Here is an 18,535-nt window from a genome sequence, read left to right as displayed (position 1 = left end):
ACTCATGCAGTCATATGGCTGTTGCACGATTATTTGCTTGAGTAATTGCCTGCTTGAATATTAGCTAACTACTTAGCTATCGACCTTTATAACGGTATCGCAAATGCCATCACCCATAATCAATATGATGACAGTCTTTAAAATGATGAATAAGTGTCCGCGATGGTCTATTGCGGTAGAAGAAGATAATAAATCTGTCAGACAAAATGCCATAATCTAGGGCAGTAATTGTCTGTCATACCATTATCACCAGACGAATCGCTGCTGAAGGAAGATGACAATATCCCGATACGTGTGACAACATGCTAAACTAAAATGCTAGATTATATACTTGGTCAAAATAGCCATTTGCGATAGCAGTTACTATTAAGGCAGCTATTATAGCATTAGCGACTCAATATAAAAACAGGCGCATAATAACACAAAGCCTCAAAAAACCAGTACCGAAATCCGAGTGATACCTTTATGATGTTTTTCATTTAAAGTATCTTACTCAGGCTATATATAGAGCTGTTTGACACAATTTTGTTCGTCCAATAGATAGAAGGAATAGATATGACCGCCAGCACCGCAAAAGAAGCCTTACTTCATAAAGGCAGTGGTTTACAAGTCGTGGTCGGTTTGGGGCAGTCGGGACTGTCTGTGGCGCATTATTTGACCGCGCAAGGCTACCAAGTCGCTGTGACTGATAATCAGGTGAGCCCTACTTTAGCAGACCAATTACCTGCTGCTGTTGAGATCCGCCAATTCGGGGCGATAGATGCAGAGTTATTGCAACAAGCGGCTCGAATTATTATTAGCCCAGGTATCTCATTAAAAACAGCAGCAGTTGCCGCGGCAAAAGATGCGAATATTCCGGTCGTCAGCGACATTCAATTATTTTGTGAAGCGTGCCGTGTACCGATTATTGCCATTACTGGCTCTAACGCTAAAAGTACCGTAACGACATTGGTTGGAAAAATGGCGGCGGATGCAGGGGTGAATGTTGGAGTGGGCGGCAATATTGGCGTGCCAGCATTGACTTTGCTGTCTAATAGCGAGATGGAGTTGGCAGTTATCGAACTATCAAGTTTCCAGTTAGAGACCGTGACCAATTTAGGCGCGCAGGTGGCAACGGTACTGAATATGTCGCCTGACCACTTAGACCGTCATGGCGATATGCTTGGTTATCATCAAGCCAAACATCGTATTTTTCAAGGTGCCAAATCGGTTGTTATCAACCGTGAAGATGCCTTGACACGCCCGCTGGTGGCGGATAATTTGCCACGTTTGAGCACGGGCATTCACGCCCCTGATAAAGGTCAATATGGTCTTATTACCGACTCAGAAGGGCAGACATATTTAGCTCGCGGGACAGAGCGTTTGCTATCGGCGGATAAACTGCGCATTAAAGGTCGTCATAATTTACTCAATGCGCAAGCAGCTTTGGCACTTGGCGAGCTTGCCGGTTTACCGCTTGATAGCATGCTTAACACTTTGCAAGCATTTACAGGACTTGAACATCGCTGCGAATATGTCGCTACGGTCGATGGGATTGATTATTTTAATGATTCTAAAGGTACCAATATTGGCTCAACCATGGCAGCTGTTGAGGGCTTGGGAGCGGTATATGCACCTAAAGACGGTAAGCTCTTATTAATATTAGGTGGTCAAGGTAAAGGTCAGCAATTTGGAGAATTGACGCCGTTTATCAATCAGTACGTCAGCCAAGTGCTGTTTATTGGCGAAGACAGCCAACAGATTGAGCAGCATTTACGAGCAGCAGGCATCCGTGATGATGACGTTTCATTACATCAATGCCAGACGTTAGAAGGCGCTTTTGCGATGATTAAACAAGTCACAGAAAGCAGCCTATCCCAAGTACAAGCGGTGCTCTTATCACCTGCTTGCGCCAGCTTTGATCAGTTTAGTGGCTTTGCTGCCCGTGGCGAGCATTTTAGTCAGCTTGTTAAGCAGTTAGACAATGTTTAATAAGAGCGTGTTTTTTAAGATATTGTATAAGCAAATAGTTTGTCGCTAGATAGCAAGACCATCAGCTTTTATACTGTTTCGTTTATCGTTGTAAAAATGGCAGGCGTTTTTCTATAAATGATTGTTTTGCTTATAAATTGCTGCTACTGTCAAATATAAGCAGTGAGGCTTGCGAAAACCAAGCGGCGAATCAATTAACGATCCAAGCAGCAACCGAGGCACGTTACCATGTCAGTACTTAATATTGACAAGGTAGACTGCCAAAAAGCGTGGTTTGTCACTGACTAGCTGTCTGTTATTATCTTTTTAAATAGAATCTATTTCATATTTTTTAAACGGTGGCGTTTTATAAACGCCGTGTTTTTTCGTTTGCTAGTGTATATAAAATTATGGCGCTTTCTTCTCTTTTTCGTTCGAAATCTCAATCGCTACAAGCCACCGGCTCAGATGGTATCCTGTCTATGCCATCAGCGCGCGCAATTTTATTATCGAGCGTCGGCTGTATGTTGGTGCTTAGCTTATTGATGGTGGCTTCTGCTTCTATTCCTTTTGCGCTCAGTCGCGGCATGAGCGAGCTGAATTTTTTCTATAATCAGCTCCTCTACATGGGTATTGGTCTGTTTATCGCTGGTTTTTCTTATAAACTGGTATCGCTAAAAAGGCTCTACAGAACTGAAACCCAGTTTATGCTGTTGGCAATTACCGGGCTCTTGTTATTTGCCACCTTGTTTAGTACGCCTATTAACGGCTCAAAGCGTTGGCTAAGTCTCGGCGGCTTTAACTTTCAGGTCGCAGAGCTTGCCAAGCTTGTGATGATTATATTTGTCTCAGACTTTGTAGTACGGCGCTCATTTGAGGTACGTAACGGCTGGGATGGCTTTTTGCGCATTGCGATAGTGGTTGGGCTAATCACCTTTTTATTACTAGCGCAGCCAGATTTTGGCTCGTTTGTGGTTATTATCGGTACTGTGTTTGCGATATTTTATATTGCTGGCGCGCCTTATAAGCAGTTTATCGCGCTCGGTGCCGTCGCCGTTGGTGGTGCGGTATTAATGGTTGCGACCGTACAATATCGCCTCGTACGAGTGATGTCGTTTTTGGATCCCTTTGACGATGTGCAAGATACCGATTATCAGTTAGCACGCAGCTTAATCGCCTTTGGTCGTGGGCAGTTTACCGGTGTTGGTTATGGTGAAAGTGTACAAAAACTGTCGCATTTACCAGAGGCGCATACGGATTTCTTATTAGCGATTACCGGTGAAGAGTTGGGCTTTGTTGGCGTCACGATGATCTTGATACTTGAGGCGCTGATTATCGGTAGTGCCATGCGCATCAGTTATAATGCACTTAAACGTCGCCAAATGCGCATGAGCTATACCGCTTTTGGTATCGCAGTGGTGTTTATTGCGCAGACTATTATTAATGCGGCAATGAATATGGGCGCGATTCCGACCAAAGGTTTGACCATGCCATTCTTTAGTTATGGCGGCTCATCGATGTTGATTAGCTTGGTGATGGTGGCGGTGCTGCTAAAGATTTATAAAGAAAGCCCTGAGATCGAAAAGAGCCAGTGTCGTTATTATTGAGTCATTTAATGATTGGGTTGTTCAATATACTTTAATCATTAAATATAAAAAATCGTCGCTAATAGCGGCGTTTTTTCTATTGGTAGTTAGACCTATTTTATTAGATGCTAGGCATATTTAAAGACTGCATATTTTGTAGCGGTGAGTTATCCCATTGTGCAATCGCTTGCTTAAGCATATTTGTTGGGGTGTCTCTATCGACGGCAGGCTGCTGCAATAACTGTAAAGCATGATTAAGGAGCTTGCTTGGATTGCGGGTATCAATCGGCTGGGCAAGGTTTTGTTTGGATAGCTTTTGACCATCAGGACTGCATATCAATGGCAAATGATACCAATGATCGATAGCCGGCAAGCGTGCGGCATGCATGATGCTGATTTGTGCTGCGGTCATCGGTAGAATATCTAAACCGCGCATAATATGCGTGACGCCTTGTAGGCCATCATCGAGACTGGCGGCCAAGATATAGTTAATCATACCATCTTGACGACGCACCACCATATCGCCCAAGGTTTTCTGTGGGTTATCCCATTGCACGCCTTGAATGCCATCTTTAAAGCCGATGCGATAGTTTGGCAGCTGTATACGTAGCTTATTTTGCTCTTTATTAAACCCTGCATCTAAACAGCAGCGCGGATAGCGTTGTCTATTCAAAAGTTTTTGGTTTGCCTGCTGCGGGTCAATGCTTTCTCCTATTGCCTTTAGCTCCCAGTAACGCTCAAGACTTTTGCGTGAGCACTGACAGCCGTAGGTCAGCGGATAGAGATTTGAAGATAAGTAATCATTATAAATATCAATGCGCTCAGATTGGTAGATGACATCGCCATCCCAGTGTAGCCCGAGCACCTCTAAATCGATTAAAATCTGCTCAGTAAACTGGCTGTCGCAGCGTTCAGTATCAGTATCTTCGATACGTAAGAGCCACTTACCACTAATGGATTTGATGTGACAAAAGCTGGCAAGAGCTGTGGTTAATGAACCAAGATGCAGCTCACCAGTGGGTGACGGGGCAAAGCGCCCGATAGGCTGTGATGACGATGCGGCTGGAATTGAAGTTGGCATATGAGTATGGATGGTTTTCAAAGTAGGGAGTATCAGTAGAATAAAAGCATAGAATAATAAATATATCGTCAAAAAGATATTTATCAAATATGCCTATTTTGTTGGTGGCGTGTCAATAAGCATCAAGTTTATCTATGAATGGCAAGAATATAAAACGCAGGAAAATAAAAAACAAGAAGATAAAACGCAACGAGCGACCAATAAATGGTCGCTCGTGTTTATCTTGACGTTAAGATTGTCTGTCTTTAATTATCTGGATTTAAGCACCTTGGTTTTGACGCTCTTTAATCTCAGATAAAGTTTTGCAGTCAATGCACTGGGTCGCGGTTGGACGGGCTTCAAGGCGACGCAGACCGATCTCTACACCGCAAGTTTCACAAAAACCGTAATCATCGTTTTCAATTTCGGCGATAGATTTATCAATTTTGCGAATCAGCTTGCGTTCACGGTCACGCGTACGCAAGGTCAGGGCAAACTCTTCTTCTTGAGTAGCGCGGTCATTGATATCTGGCATGGCGCTGGACTCATCTTGAATATAAGTCTTGGTACGATCTGCTTCGCCAATCAGTTGGTGCTTCCAATCTAATAAAATAGCCTTAAAATGCGCCAATTGCTCATCAGACATATACTCTTCGTCTTTGGCAGGTACATAAGGGGTGAACTTTACATCACTCGGATTCGTGGTCAGGGTGCTCATATGGGTATCCTACTTTTTCAAATTAATTCAATAAAACGACATATCAAAAGACAAGACGTTATAAGTTTATCAAACGCTATAAATTGTCCCTTTATAAAACGTTTTACCACTTAGTAACACAAGTAACACAGCTGATCTAATAATATGGTTATCGCGATAGGACGCTAGCGACCTATCAATGGTCAGGTATATTGTCATGAATTTATTTATTTAAATGCTGACTGTTAAATAATTGGACAAATTACTGACTGTGAAAACTTAGCTTGTGGTCAATTTAGCCATCCTAGCTATTATAATTTCGTCTAAAAAAAACTTAGACCGCACTTATTTTTCTTACATTGGCTAACAGTATAAGATACAGGCTCTGGCGATATTATTCTAGCCAAATTTTTGCCAATAAAACTGGTTGTCAAGTATCTAGTCTTTCGACCCAGCTTGCAACCTCTCCATTGTTGGCTAATTGCAACCAGCGATATCCGGGTAGGGCGTTTTTATCATAAGCAAAATCGTCTTCAAAAGGCTGAAACTGATAGCAAGTAGACGGCGTGCTATACACCGTGACTCCTTGCCGCTGACGGACTTGCTCTTGATGAGTATGCCCGCTGATAATAACTTGCAGCTGCTCAAAAGCTGCCATCCGTTGCCAAAAAGTATCGGCATTTTTTACCATATGCTGATCAATCCAGTCAGAATCGACCGGTATCACGTGATGATGTAAGGCGATGAGCGCAGGCTTTTTACAAGTCTCTAGCTGCTCGCATAGCCAATCAATGTCGGTTGCCGTTACTTCTCCTGCTACCTTGCCAGTGATTGATGAGTCTAATAACAGCAGCTGCCAATGGTCCGTTTCAATCATATGTCGGCTTAGTAGGCGCCTGTCCGCCGGTCTGGCGATCAGTTCACGCTGAAAAAATGGCAATTCACTGTCATTTTCATCGGTGACATCATGGTTACCCGCAATACAAGCAAAAGGAATCCCCGTTGCCTGCAACACCTCAAAAATATGGTCGTAAATCTCTGACTGTACTTTATTGACCAAATCGCCTGTTACAAGGATTAAATCACAGCGCCGATCTTCGCTTAACGCTTGTTTGATAACCGCCTCAAAGCTGTACTGGCAAATCGCCACTTCACTACTGGTTTTGTCGACTGCCGCAGGTACATGAGATGATAAGTGCAAATCAGTAATTTGCAAAATATTTACCTGTCCGTCTGGCGTGCTGATGGCACTGGCAGGATAGCTAAGCATTGGATTCATTCCCTTATCAATCAAAACACTGTATAAAGCATTTATTTTATTATAAAAGTCGTTAACTATATTCTTGATAATATTAGAGAAAGTTTATAACATTATAACGAGTAAAGCTCTAGCAATATTGATGAAATAAAGTTCGATAAAGGAGAAGTAAGTGGCTGTCTTATGATGGTGATGATAGTTGCTGTGACCGCCATAAGCGCTGCCAATTATTTGGATGTTTAGGGGCGTGGTGACTAGGGGCGTGGCGACCAAAATTTTGCCATCAGAGATTTTGTGCCTGATTTGGCACCTATTAGCTTTGAGATAATCAGCGCAATAAAGAATAAAATAGCGAGCACTAAAACAATAGCAAGTCCGGTCTGGATATCAAACCAGATACTGCCCCAAACGCCGAGCGTGACGCCAAGCTGGGCGGTAATTAAGGCGATAATGACCATTTGTTTTGGCGAGGCTGACCAGAGACGGGCGGTCAGCGCGGGCAATACCAATAAACCACTGATTAATAAGCTACCAACCGCTTGCAAGGCAATGGCACAAAACCCTGCCAATACACCCATAAAAAACAAACGTTGACGAGTCGGATTGATACCCTGAATCCGTGCTAGTGCCTCATGAGTAGCCAGTTTTATTTGCGCCGGCCATATATAAATAAGTAAACCCAATCCAACCAAAACACTAGTTGCAATTAAGGGTAAATCAGCCCAATCGAGCTCAAGCAAATTGCCAAATAGGAAGCCCAAAACATTGGCTTGCTGATCGGTAAGCTGGGTTAACGTCAATAAGCCTAAGCACAATAGCGATACCGCAACCACGGACAACACCGCATCGACGGGCAGGCGCTCATCATCAATTAACACCAGTCCTAGCACCACCATTACACTGACAATGCCAATACCCATGCCCATGGGTAATTGCCACAATACTGCTAACGCTACCCCTAGCAAAGTGCCATGCGCCAATGCATCGGCAAAAAATGCCATGCGCCGCCATAATACCAAGCAACCTAAAGGCGCAGAAAGTAAGGCTAAAATGCTGCCAGCAATCCAGGCAGGGGCAATGATGGCTAACCAAGCGGTCATAATAGATATCCGTAACGTTTTTAGAAAAATGAACAAGGCGGTTGTTGCTTGAATAAGCTTGGTTGTTGATTATATCTCGCTTGGGGCATGATGCTCGCAAGCATGCGGCTGATGGACATACGGCTGCTCGTAATGATGCCCAAAGAGCTTTTGAAATTCTGAACTAATGGCAAGCTCGCTTGGCTGTCCCTCACAGCAAATATGCTTATTAAGACAAATCACCCGTCGGCTGCCTTTCATCACCCAATGCAAATCATGCGAGACCACAAGCATAGCGCAGCGTAAAAATTCTGGTAGCTCATCAATAAATTGATACAGCCAAACTTCCGTATCGGGGTCAAGCCCTTGCATTGGCTCATCTAAAATCAATAAATTAGGTTTATCTAATAGAGCGCGTGCCAATAATACTCGCTGGGTTTCTCCACCTGATAGGTGCAGCATTTGCCGCGATAGCAGATGTGTCAAAGATAAGTTTTCAAATATAAATTGACGCTGCTCAGCGGTTAAGCGATTTTTATCTGCTTGTGCCAATAAATCGCAAACACGTAATGGCAAAATGGGCGGTACCGTAAAGCGCTGCGGTACATAACCCAGCTGTAACTTTTGATGCGGCGTTATCTGTCCATTCGTGGGCTCGATCAAACCCAAAACCAGCTTAACCAGCGTTGATTTGCCCGCGCCATTAGGACCGATGAGGCTAACCGTTTCATTGACAGCGATATTGATATCGATATGCGAGAGGATACGTTGTTGCCCGATATGATAGCTGATATCGCTTAAGCTTAGCAGCTTGGCGGCATTGTTCATCGTCTTATCACTCACATTAATGGCAGAGGATGGCTTGGTTGGTGAAGTAAATAGGCTCATAGGGCAGTACTGCTACGTTAATGAGAAATGAGTAATGAAACTATCTTAGCTAAATATAAAAGCATCGCTAAGAGTCAAAGCGTAAACCTAAAACATTGCCAATTAACTATTTTATTGACACGCTTGGCAACGACCACTGAGTTCAATGACACTGCGCTCTACTATAAAGCCGACGTCTTGTTGCGCAAAGCTCATGATTTCTTGCACGGGTAAACTGCTGCATTCTTGCACACGCTGGCACTGCGCACAGATTAAAAATGCTGCCGTATGCTGTGCGCGTGGATGACAGCAAGGTACATAAGCATTGATAGAGGTTAGCTGATGAATCAAACCCTCGCTCAATAAAAATTCCAAACTACGATAAACAGTCGGCGGTGCGATATTTTTTGGCGTCTGACTATTTGTTTGATTGGTTGTCTCATTATTTGAAGCAGGGTTTTTGGCTTCAGGCTCGGTCAGGCGCATTTGTTGCAACTGCGTGATTAAATCATAAGCACCAACAGGTTTATTGGCTTCTAATACCAGTTGGTAGATTTGTTGGCGCAACGGCGTAAAGCGTGAACCGTTTGAGCGACATTGCTCTTTTGCGGCCATAAGGCGCTCATTCACATCGGACGGCGTAAAATCTTGCACATCGTGTACATGATCGCAAACGGATGAATGACTAGACATGAAGCAAGCTCCTAAAAATAACCCAGTGCTTTTATATTTAACACCTTTATATGTATAAGGCACTTTTATATAAGGCACAATTTATGATGGTTTTTTATATTGTTATAGTATAACATAATAATATGTAAAGGCGGATATCGGGTTTGAACGTATCGGTACATACCTCTATTTTAATCAAAATAACGTCTCAAAACGATTATTCGTACTATTATTATTCATTGACCCTCAAAAGCAGCCATTATGATTTCATTTTTTAAAAAATTTATACGTTTACCGATGAGCTTACAGCGATTATTAGCGACAGGTGTCATTATATTTGGGTCGTTAATGATGAGCGCGCAAGCAGCAACGGTCAGTGTGAGTAATTATCCACTGTTTTTATTAAGCCAAGCGGTTACAGAAGGTGCGCCATCTGCCAAGCAATTATTGCAAGCAGGGGAGGTTGGGCATCATGGTAGTATCAGCCCTGGCGATATCAAAGCGATTCAGGACAGTAAGTTTGTGGTCTGGTTTGGTGAATCCTTAGAGAACAACTTGGCCAGCACTCTAAATAGCGCGCCCAACTCAATTGCTTTATTTAAGTTTGATGCGTTTAAACGCCATCCGCTACGTGATATTGAGGGTAAAGCCATTGCTGGCACGCTTGACCCGCATATCTGGCTCGATCCTGAAAACGCGAAAGCCATTACTCGTGCGCTTGCCGTTATTCATAGTCATGCCAATCCGCAATATAAAGCGCTCTATCATGCCAATGCACAAAAATTTGCCCAACGCATGAATAGTGCAGTGGTCGCAGCCAATAAAAACCACGCGCAAAAACCTTTGCCGTATTGGGCGTATCACGATGCTTATCAATATATGGAAGACAGCGCCAAGCTACAGCTGATTGGCAGCTTAAGTACCGATCATCATTTGGCACCAAAAGCCAGTCAACTACGTTGGTTGAATGAGCAGCGCCCAGCCAAGCAAATGTGTTTGGTCAGTCCAAGCAATCCTGCCAAAGGCTTGCTCGCCAAGCTCCAACCGGTTAAAAGTACGGTACAAGCGGAAGATATGAGCAATAGTAAAGATTTCATCAGTGGTTGGCAAACGATGGCGCAGCAAATTCGCCAATGTATCGCATAAATACTTTTCTATAAATGGTTTGCAAGCTAAGGCTTTATAAGGCTATTTGAAAAAGCGATTAAAAACGTCTCTTAAACAATCAATTGGAAATGGCATCAGGCGCATTTGCTGAATCATCAGCAAATGCGCCGATATAAACGCCTTGTTATTAACGTATTAGCGAGACTTTATTCACGCTATCAAGCATTCTTTATTACCAGATGAGTAAATACTTGATAAAAAGCATATTTTACTTGCTTAAAATCGCCTTGCTCCCTATAATAAGTGGCGTTTTAATTTGGTTAAAAGATAACGTCTGTAGAGTGAGCCATTCACGGATAACTTTGTCGCAACTGTGCTACATTATGCCCACGTTATAGAGCTATAGAAATATCGATGACCAAGCCTGCCAAACGCACACAGAAAGATAAAATCGGCATCTATATCAAACGCCAGGCATGGATATTGTTTATCCTAATTATTGTTGCTTGGATAGTAGATTCGATGTGGCTGCACAGTGCACTGACTGTCGCAAAAAGTACCGCTATTGGTGCCTTGCTGAGTTTTGCCACGCAAGCGGTATTTGCTTTTTTTTTCTTTTGGTATACCGGTTATCGCGCGCGCCAACATATTGTTAGCCAGCTTTATCGGGGTCAGATGGTCAAATGGCTATTGACTGTGTTTGGTTTCGCACTAATTTTTATTACCGTACAACCCTTATCCGCGCCTGCGGTGTTTATCGGTTTTATGGTAATGCAAATTAGTCACAGTTGGATGTTGTGGCATATACGCTAGTATTTATTGACCACTATAATTTTAATGGTCAATATTATAAACAACGTTAGTTTGTCATCCTGCGGTCCAACTTCTCTACGATTACTGTTATAACGTCATTGATACATTATAAAATGACTCAGAACTGTTTTTACAATAAAAGTATGAATGTAGCGCTTATATCAGCGTAAAGCGTCAAATAATTGCGATTGTTAACCCCTTATCTAAACAGGGTTATCAGATATAATTAAATTATCCATATTGTATTATAGACGCAAAGCTATGTAAGCTAACGTTAACAGCGATTAACGTATTCATACAGGAAATAAAAAAGTCATAATTGACTTTACACGAATACCACGCTGCATTAATATAGGCAGCTAAATATCTTGCTGACAAGCGCTGTATTGAGCGTTTATCGTGATAAAACGATATAAGCAAACACACATATGACATTTTTGCGTATACATGCAAGGGCTATTACTGAATCATCATAAGCCCTTTTTTGATAGCTAAAATTTATCGTGCGCTATCAAATTGAGCAGTAGTCGTACATTGATTATTCAGTTTGGTTAATGAGTAATAACAGATTAAATAGACAGTTATGGGTTGGATGTTATTGGTTACATGAGCGTGTTAGCGTGATTCATTTACCTGTTTTATCGCAAGGCAGATAGACATGCTAAACCTCATCAGATGACAACCATATTTTTGGTAGTTGATTAAATCGTTGATTAATAAGAAGCTGACATTATGGCAGGCGAGCAAACAACAACAGACTATATCTCTCACCACTTAACGAACTGGACGTACGGCTATCTGCCGGGCGAAGGTTGGAAAGTTGCCTATACTGCTGAAGAAGCTAGTGCAATGGGCTTTAAAGCAATCCACCTTGATTCTATGCTTTGGTCAATTGGTTTAGGCATTGTTTTCTGCGCCATCTTCTGGATGGTCGCTAGAAAAGTCACTTCAGGCGTGCCGGGTAAACTCCAAGCCGCGGTTGAAATGATCGTTGAGTTCGTGGATAACAACGTTCGTGATTCGTATAGTGGTACCTCAAAGCTGATTGCGCCTTTGGCGTTGACTATCTTTGTTTGGATATTCTTAATGAACTTGATGGATTTACTACCCGTCGACTTTATCCCTATGCTTGCTGGCCAAATCGGCGCAATGATGGGACATGATCCACATCATGTGTTCTTTAAGATCGTTCCAACCACGGATCCTAATATCACGCTTGGCATGTCTTTTTCTGTCTTTATATTGATTCTGTTCTATAGCATCAAAGAAAAAGGTTTGGGCGGCTTTGTTGGCGAGCTGACACTGCATCCGTTTAGTGCCAAAAATCCTATCGTACAAATTATTTTAATACCCATCAACTTTATCTTAGAGTTTGTTACTTTAATAGCCAAGCCTATCTCTTTAGGTTTACGACTATTCGGTAACATGTATGCTGGTGAGTTGATTTTCATACTGATCGCCCTAATGCCGTTTTGGATTCAATGGGCGTTATCAGTACCGTGGGCTATTTTCCACATCTTAATTATTACACTTCAAGCGTTCGTATTTATGATGCTGACGATAGTTTATATGTCACTTGCATCATCAACTGAACATTAATTAGACATTCAATAGGTAAATGAGGATACATCCATGGATCCAGTATTAGGTGGTTACACAGTTATCGCAGTAGCACTACTTATCGGTTTAGGTGCACTAGGTACAGGTATTGGTTTTGCTATTCTAGGTGGTAAATTCCTAGAAGGTGTTGCACGTCAGCCAGAACTTGGTTCACAGTTGCAAACTCGTATGTTCATCGTAGCAGGTCTTCTTGATGCTATTCCGATGATCGGTGTTGGTATTGCTATGCTATTGTTGTTCGCTAACCCTCTAGCAGGTTAATCAGAAAGCTCAGTTGTAAATGTTTGGTGGTCAAAGTTTGTATATTAAATATAGCCAAAGTTTGGCTATCAAATATGATCAATGAAACTGATTTTTCATTAACAAAGAGGTGATCACGTGAATATCAATTCTACCCTCATCGGTCAAGCCATTGCTTTTGCAATATTTGTGATTTTTTGCATGAAATTCGTGTGGCCACCACTTATCGGTGCCATTAATGAACGTCAGCGTAAGATTGCTGAAGGCTTAAACGCCGCAGAAAAAGCAAAAGCAGATTTAGCGACCGCGGAGCAAGATGTACAGCAGGAGCTTAATCTTGCAAAGACCAAAGCTGCTGCTCTAATTGAGCAAGCGAACAAGAGCGCCAATCAGCTTGTTGAAGATGCAAAATCGCAAGCCCAAGCGGAAGGCGAGCGCATTCGTCAACAAGCGCAAGCCTCTATCGACCAAGAAATCAATCAAGCACGCGAATCATTGCGTGCCCAAGTTGCTGAACTGGCTGTACTTGGTGCCGAAAAGATTTTGCAAGACAAAGTCGATGTGCAAAAACATGCCAGTATGTTAGACCAACTGGCGGCGAAGCTGTAATTGTGAGGATATCATGGCTGACTTATCAACCTTAGCACGACCGTACGCTAAAGCCGCGTTTGACTATGCCAATGAAAACGGGGTAGTAAATGAGTGGGAAAACTTCTTATTTATTGCCGGCACCGTTGTCAATGACAAGTCGTTCAGTACTTGGCTAGACAATCCAGCTGTTTCTGCTGAGCATAAGTCAGCTGCTTTGGTCGATCTTTATGATACAGAAGTAGCTAGCGCGAATGATTCTGCTTTTAAGCAGTTATTAGTCGAGACCCAAGGGGCTCGTCATGACAGCAACGCCAGCTATCCAAAAGTATCAGTAGCACTTAGTAACTTCGTTAAACAGTTATCAGAACAAGAGCGTCTGGCGCTGCTTCCTGAAGTTTATGAGCATTATCGCCGTCACAAGGCAATAAGCTTAAAGCAGCTTGACGCTTATGTGACCTCTGCTTATCCATTAACCGATGCCCAGCGTGATACGCTGCAAACGCGTCTTGCTGCTTCGCTAAATGCGAGCGTGGTGATTCATGAGTCGGTTGATCCTAGTCTTTTGGCGGGCGCTACGATTAAAGTCGGTGATAAAATTATCGATGATTCGATGCGTGGCAAGTTACAACAGTTAAAAACACAGCTAACGGCCTAATGCCAATCATCAGTGCAGCTTAATAAAGCTTGCGTGATATAAGAGCATTTACGTCAGTGGCGGGTTATCATAAATTAAAGGAAACAAGGCAATGCAACAATTGAATCCAGCGGAAATCAGTAATCTGATTAAGCAGCGTATTCAAGACCTTGATGCGGGTGCAACTGCAAAGAATGAAGGCACGATTGTCAAAGTATCTGACGGTATCGTGCAGATTCATGGTCTTGAAGATGCCATGTACGGCGAAATGATTGAGTTTGAAGGTGAAATCTACGGAATGGCGCTTAACTTAGAGCGTGATTCTGTTGGTGCGGTAGTATTAGGCGACTTCCTAAAACTACAAGAAGGTCAAAAAGCCTATTGTACTGGTCGCATTTTGGAAGTACCCGTAGGTCCTGAGTTGCTAGGCCGTGTTGTTGATGCTTTAGGTAACCCTATTGATGGCAAAGGTCCTATCGATGCCAAGATGACTGATAAAGTCGAAAAAATCGCTCCAGGCGTTATCGACCGTCAATCAGTAGATCAACCAGTAATGACTGGTTATAAAGCCGTTGATACCATGATTCCAATCGGTCGTGGTCAGCGTGAGCTTATCATTGGTGACCGTCAGACGGGTAAAACCGCGATGGCTATCGATGCGATTATTGCTCAGAAATCATCTGGTATTAAGTGTGTATACGTAGCAATCGGTCAGAAACGTTCTACCATTGCCAACGTGGTACGTAAGCTTGAGCAAACTGGTGCCCTTGAATATACGACTGTAGTCGTAGCTTCAGCGTCAGAGCCAGCAGCACTCCAGTATATCGCACCGTATTCAGGTTGTACGATGGGCGAATACTTCCGTGACCGCGGCGAAGATGCACTGATTGTTTTTGATGACTTATCAAAACAAGCCGTTGCTTATCGTCAAATCTCACTACTATTACGTCGTCCACCAGGTCGTGAAGCGTATCCTGGTGACGTATTCTATTTACACTCACGTTTACTTGAGCGTGCATCACGCGTAAACGCAGCGTACGTAGAAAAATTCACCAATGGTGAAGTGGTCGGTAAAACTGGTTCTTTAACCGCACTACCTATCATTGAAACCCAAGCTGGTGACGTATCTGCATTCGTACCAACCAACGTGATTTCAATCACTGATGGTCAGATCTTCTTAGAATCTAGCCTATTCAACTCAGGTATCCGTCCAGCAGTGAACGCTGGTATCTCGGTATCACGTGTTGGTGGTGCTGCTCAGACTAAGATTATTAAGAAACTGTCTGGTGGTATCCGTACCGCTCTAGCGCAATATCGTGAATTGGCTGCATTTGCTCAGTTCGCATCAGACCTTGATGATGCAACGCGTGAACAGCTTGATCATGGTGAGCGCGTGACTGAATTGATGAAACAGAAACAATATCAGCCAATGTCTATCTCTGAGCAAGCCGCGGTTATTTATGCGTCAAACGAAGGGTTCTTAGCGGACGTTCCTGTTGAAAAAATCGGTTCTTTTGAAGAAGCTTACTTACGCTATATGCATGATGAGCAGAGTGAATTGATGCGTGAGATTGATGACACTGCGAATTACAATGACGATATCGCAGGTCGTTTAAAGTCATCTTTAGAGACCTTTAAACAAAATCACAGTTATTAATTTAACGGGTTAAGCCTTAGTTGGTTAGCACTTTAGTTTAGAGCGTATACGGTGGCGCATTATCTGATAAGATTTCTTTTAAGAGACTCTCTTTTAAGAAGCCCTCTTTTAAGATAGGAGCGCCACTGTTTTAACCAGCAATGGTCTAAGATTGCGTCATGCCACAAAATGTAAAGACATTATTCTGTAAGTTCAGTGTTTTATATTAAATGATTGTTGCATACGCCCATGCTTTTTAACCCTCTTATATTGGAATCATTATGGCAAGCTTAAAAGAGATACGTGCCAAAGTCACCAGTATTAAAAGTACCCAGAAAATTACTCGTGCTATGCAAATGGTAGCTGCCAGTAAAATGCGCCGTGCCCAAGAGCGCATGGAAGTGGGTCGCCCGTATGCTGATAGTATGCGCCGGGTTATTTCGCATTTGGTGCATGCCTCATCAGATTACAAACATCCGTACATGGTAACCCGTTCAGTTGATAGAGTTGGCTATATTGTCATCACATCTGACCGCGGTTTGGCGGGTGGTTTGAATATTAACCTATTCAAAGCTCTATCTAAAAGTATTCAGCAATATCAAGACCAGTCTGTACAAGCCGAGTTTGCAGTGATTGGCGCTAAAGGCGTCAGCTTCTTCAAAAACTTTGGTGGTAAAGTCACCTCAGCTGTGACTGATTATGGTGATAAACCAACTTTTGAGCAGATAAACGCGCCGGTCCAAGCGATGCTTGACGATTATACTAACGGTAAAATAGATCGCATTTACGTGGTTTATAATAAGTTTGTCAATGCGATGACGCAAAAGCCAACAGTCAATCAGCTGGTACCTTTACCAGAAGATTCATTTGGCGAAGAAGAAAGCGGCATTCAGACAGAACTTAGCTGGGATTATATCTACGAGCCTGACATCAAAACATTGATTGATGAATTGCTTGGTCGCTATATTGAGTCGATTGTCTATCAAGCGGTGATGGAAAACATTGCCTCTGAACAGTCTTCACGTATGGTTGCGATGAAAGCGGCGACAGATAATGCTGGTGACCTAATTAACGATTTACAGTTGGTTTATAACAAGCTGCGTCAAGCGGCGATTACCCGAGAAATCTCGGAAATCGTTGGCGGTGCTGCTGCTGTTTCATAATTGACTACACCTATATATAGAAGTTCAAGGAGAACGCAATGAGTAGCGGTCGTATTGTACAGATTATTGGCGCGGTTCTTGACGTTGAGTTTGACCGTAGCGAAGTTCCTCAGATTTATGATGCCTTGCAAGTAGACGGCACTGAAACCACCCTAGAAGTACAGCAACAGCTAGGTGATGGTATCGTACGTACTATTGCAATGGGTTCAACCGAAGGTCTAAAGCGTAACCTACCAGTTACTAATACCGGCGGCCCAATTTCTGTACCAGTAGGTATGGGTACGCTAGGTCGTATCATGGATGTTCTTGGTCGTCCTATCGATGAAGAAGGTCCTGTAGCTGCAGATGAGCGTTGGTCTATTCACCGTGAAGCGCCAAGCTACGCGGATCAGTCAAATAGTACTGAACTACTAGAGACTGGTATTAAAGTTATCGATCTACTTTGCCCGTTTGCAAAAGGTGGTAAAGTTGGTTTGTTTGGTGGTGCTGGTGTTGGTAAAACCGTCAACATGATGGAATTGATCAACAACATCGCCCTGAAACACGAAGGTCTGTCAGTATTTGCGGGCGTCGGTGAACGTACTCGTGAAGGTAATGACTTCTATCACGAAATGCAAGAAGCTGGCGTTGTAAATACTGAAGACTTTAGCAAATCTAAAGTTGCGATGGTATACGGTCAGATGAATGAGCCACCAGGTAACCGTCTACGTGTTGCACTGTCTGGTTTGACCATGGCTGAATACTTCCGTGATACTAAAGATCCTGCCACTGGCAAAGGTCGTGACGTATTGCTATTCGTTGATAATATCTATCGTTATACACTAGCCGGTACTGAAGTATCAGCACTACTAGGTCGTATGCCATCAGCGGTTGGTTATCAGCCAACACTAGCTGAAGAGATGGGTATGCTACAAGAGCGTATTACTTCTACGCAATCAGGCTCTATTACTTCTGTACAAGCCGTATATGTACCTGCGGATGACTTAACGGATCCATCACCAGCAACGACGTTTGCTCACTTGGATGCGACAGTGGTACTAAGCCGTGATATCGCGTCACAAGGTATCTATCCTGCGGTTGATCCACTAGATTCAACGTCACGTCAGCTTGATCCATTGGTTATCGGTGAAGAGCATTACAACGTTGCTCGTGGTGTTCAGGAAGTTCTACAACGCTATAAAGAGCTTAAAGATATCATCGCGATTTTGGGTATGGATGAGTTATCAGAAGAAGATAAACTAGTCGTTTATCGTGCTCGTAAGATTCAGCGCTTCTTATCACAGCCATTCCACGTTGCTGAAGTCTTCACTGGTGCACCTGGTAAATATGTTCCACTACGCGATACTATTGCAAGCTTTAAAGCAATCATCGCTGGTGAATATGATAGCCTACCAGAGCAAGCTTTCTATATGGCTGGCGGCATCGACGAAGTAGTAGCTAAAGCTGAAAAAATGAAGTCTTCTGCAGCGTAAGTTGTATTAGTATTCGCTAACGAGTAGGTATAACATAAACCTTATATCTACTCTTCAGTAACGCATCGCAGTTTTTACTGTTTTTTGATC

The 18,535-nt window shown here is 42.9% G+C and carries 17 protein-coding genes; 11 read left to right on the top strand and 6 right to left on the bottom strand.

The features are described from left to right. Window positions 1-555: 555 nt before the first annotated feature. Together murD and FHS24_RS10115 are read left to right on the top strand one after the other, a co-directional pair. Window positions 556-1,971 carry a UDP-N-acetylmuramoyl-L-alanine--D-glutamate ligase gene (gene murD / locus FHS24_RS10120; protein ID WP_183621023.1) on the top strand — a complete coding sequence of 472 codons (1,416 nt, stop codon included), beginning with the start codon at window positions 556-558 and terminating at the stop codon, window positions 1,969-1,971. Between the two features lie 389 nt (window positions 1,972-2,360). After that, complete coding sequence (locus FHS24_RS10115; RefSeq protein WP_227671792.1) at window positions 2,361-3,557, top strand: FtsW/RodA/SpoVE family cell cycle protein; 1,197 nt, start codon at window positions 2,361-2,363, stop codon at window positions 3,555-3,557. A gap of 100 nt (window positions 3,558-3,657) precedes the next feature. Here FHS24_RS10115 and gluQRS read toward each other — a convergent pair whose 3' ends face one another. The 6 genes from gluQRS to FHS24_RS10085 all read right to left on the bottom strand — a co-directional run bounded on the left by gluQRS (window position 3,658) and on the right by FHS24_RS10085 (window position 9,190). Beyond that, window positions 3,658-4,617: a tRNA glutamyl-Q(34) synthetase GluQRS gene (gene gluQRS / locus FHS24_RS10110; RefSeq protein WP_183621022.1), complete on the bottom strand. Its 960-nt coding sequence runs from the start codon at window positions 4,615-4,617 to the stop codon at window positions 3,658-3,660. A 259-nt stretch (window positions 4,618-4,876) separates the two neighbouring features. Further along, complete coding sequence (gene dksA / locus FHS24_RS10105; RefSeq protein ID WP_149490800.1) at window positions 4,877-5,314, bottom strand: RNA polymerase-binding protein DksA; 438 nt, start codon at window positions 5,312-5,314, stop codon at window positions 4,877-4,879. A 409-nt stretch (window positions 5,315-5,723) separates the two neighbouring features. Continuing rightward, window positions 5,724-6,572, bottom strand: coding sequence for a metallophosphoesterase (locus FHS24_RS10100; RefSeq protein WP_227671791.1), 849 nt, complete (start codon window positions 6,570-6,572; stop codon window positions 5,724-5,726). A gap of 233 nt (window positions 6,573-6,805) precedes the next feature. Then, complete coding sequence (locus tag FHS24_RS10095) at window positions 6,806-7,651, bottom strand: metal ABC transporter permease (protein WP_183621021.1); 846 nt, start codon at window positions 7,649-7,651, stop codon at window positions 6,806-6,808. A gap of 69 nt (window positions 7,652-7,720) precedes the next feature. Then, a complete protein-coding gene (locus tag FHS24_RS10090; RefSeq protein ID WP_183621097.1) occupies window positions 7,721-8,458 on the bottom strand; it encodes a metal ABC transporter ATP-binding protein in 738 nt (245 codons plus the stop codon). 171 nt (window positions 8,459-8,629) lie between these two features. Next, on the bottom strand, window positions 8,630-9,190 hold the full coding sequence (locus FHS24_RS10085) for a transcriptional repressor (RefSeq protein ID WP_183621020.1): 561 nt from the start codon (window positions 9,188-9,190) through the stop codon (window positions 8,630-8,632). A 276-nt stretch (window positions 9,191-9,466) separates the two neighbouring features. Between FHS24_RS10085 and FHS24_RS10080 the strand changes: the two genes are divergently transcribed. The 9 genes from FHS24_RS10080 to atpD all read left to right on the top strand — a co-directional run bounded on the left by FHS24_RS10080 (window position 9,467) and on the right by atpD (window position 18,445). Further along, on the top strand, window positions 9,467-10,315 hold the full coding sequence (locus FHS24_RS10080; RefSeq protein WP_406947791.1) for a metal ABC transporter solute-binding protein, Zn/Mn family: 849 nt from the start codon (window positions 9,467-9,469) through the stop codon (window positions 10,313-10,315). Between the two features lie 375 nt (window positions 10,316-10,690). Further along, a complete protein-coding gene (locus FHS24_RS10075; protein ID WP_183621018.1) occupies window positions 10,691-11,089 on the top strand; it encodes an ATP synthase subunit I in 399 nt (132 codons plus the stop codon). Between the two features lie 732 nt (window positions 11,090-11,821). Beyond that, a complete protein-coding gene (gene atpB, locus FHS24_RS10070; RefSeq protein ID WP_183621017.1) occupies window positions 11,822-12,688 on the top strand; it encodes a F0F1 ATP synthase subunit A in 867 nt (288 codons plus the stop codon). Window positions 12,689-12,721: 33 nt separating this feature from the next. Next, on the top strand, window positions 12,722-12,970 hold the full coding sequence (gene atpE / locus FHS24_RS10065) for a F0F1 ATP synthase subunit C (RefSeq protein ID WP_010197960.1): 249 nt from the start codon (window positions 12,722-12,724) through the stop codon (window positions 12,968-12,970). Window positions 12,971-13,087: 117 nt separating this feature from the next. Then, window positions 13,088-13,558 carry a F0F1 ATP synthase subunit B gene (locus FHS24_RS10060; RefSeq protein WP_149490807.1) on the top strand — a complete coding sequence of 157 codons (471 nt, stop codon included), beginning with the start codon at window positions 13,088-13,090 and terminating at the stop codon, window positions 13,556-13,558. 13 nt (window positions 13,559-13,571) lie between these two features. After that, window positions 13,572-14,195 carry a F0F1 ATP synthase subunit delta gene (locus FHS24_RS10055; RefSeq protein ID WP_183621016.1) on the top strand — a complete coding sequence of 208 codons (624 nt, stop codon included), beginning with the start codon at window positions 13,572-13,574 and terminating at the stop codon, window positions 14,193-14,195. Between the two features lie 91 nt (window positions 14,196-14,286). Beyond that, window positions 14,287-15,831 (top strand): F0F1 ATP synthase subunit alpha, encoded by a 1,545-nt coding sequence (gene atpA, locus FHS24_RS10050; protein WP_149490809.1) that lies wholly within the window; start codon window positions 14,287-14,289, stop codon window positions 15,829-15,831. 260 nt (window positions 15,832-16,091) lie between these two features. Next, window positions 16,092-16,973 (top strand): F0F1 ATP synthase subunit gamma, encoded by an 882-nt coding sequence (atpG, locus tag FHS24_RS10045; protein WP_183621015.1) that lies wholly within the window; start codon window positions 16,092-16,094, stop codon window positions 16,971-16,973. Window positions 16,974-17,011: 38 nt separating this feature from the next. After that, window positions 17,012-18,445, top strand: coding sequence for a F0F1 ATP synthase subunit beta (gene atpD, locus FHS24_RS10040; RefSeq protein ID WP_183621014.1), 1,434 nt, complete (start codon window positions 17,012-17,014; stop codon window positions 18,443-18,445). Window positions 18,446-18,535 lie beyond the last annotated feature (90 nt).

The sequence above is a fragment of the Psychrobacter luti genome, from assembly GCF_014192115.1.
Lineage (GTDB): Bacteria > Pseudomonadota > Gammaproteobacteria > Pseudomonadales > Moraxellaceae > Psychrobacter > Psychrobacter luti.
This window is presented reverse-complemented; position numbering and strand designations above follow the sequence as displayed.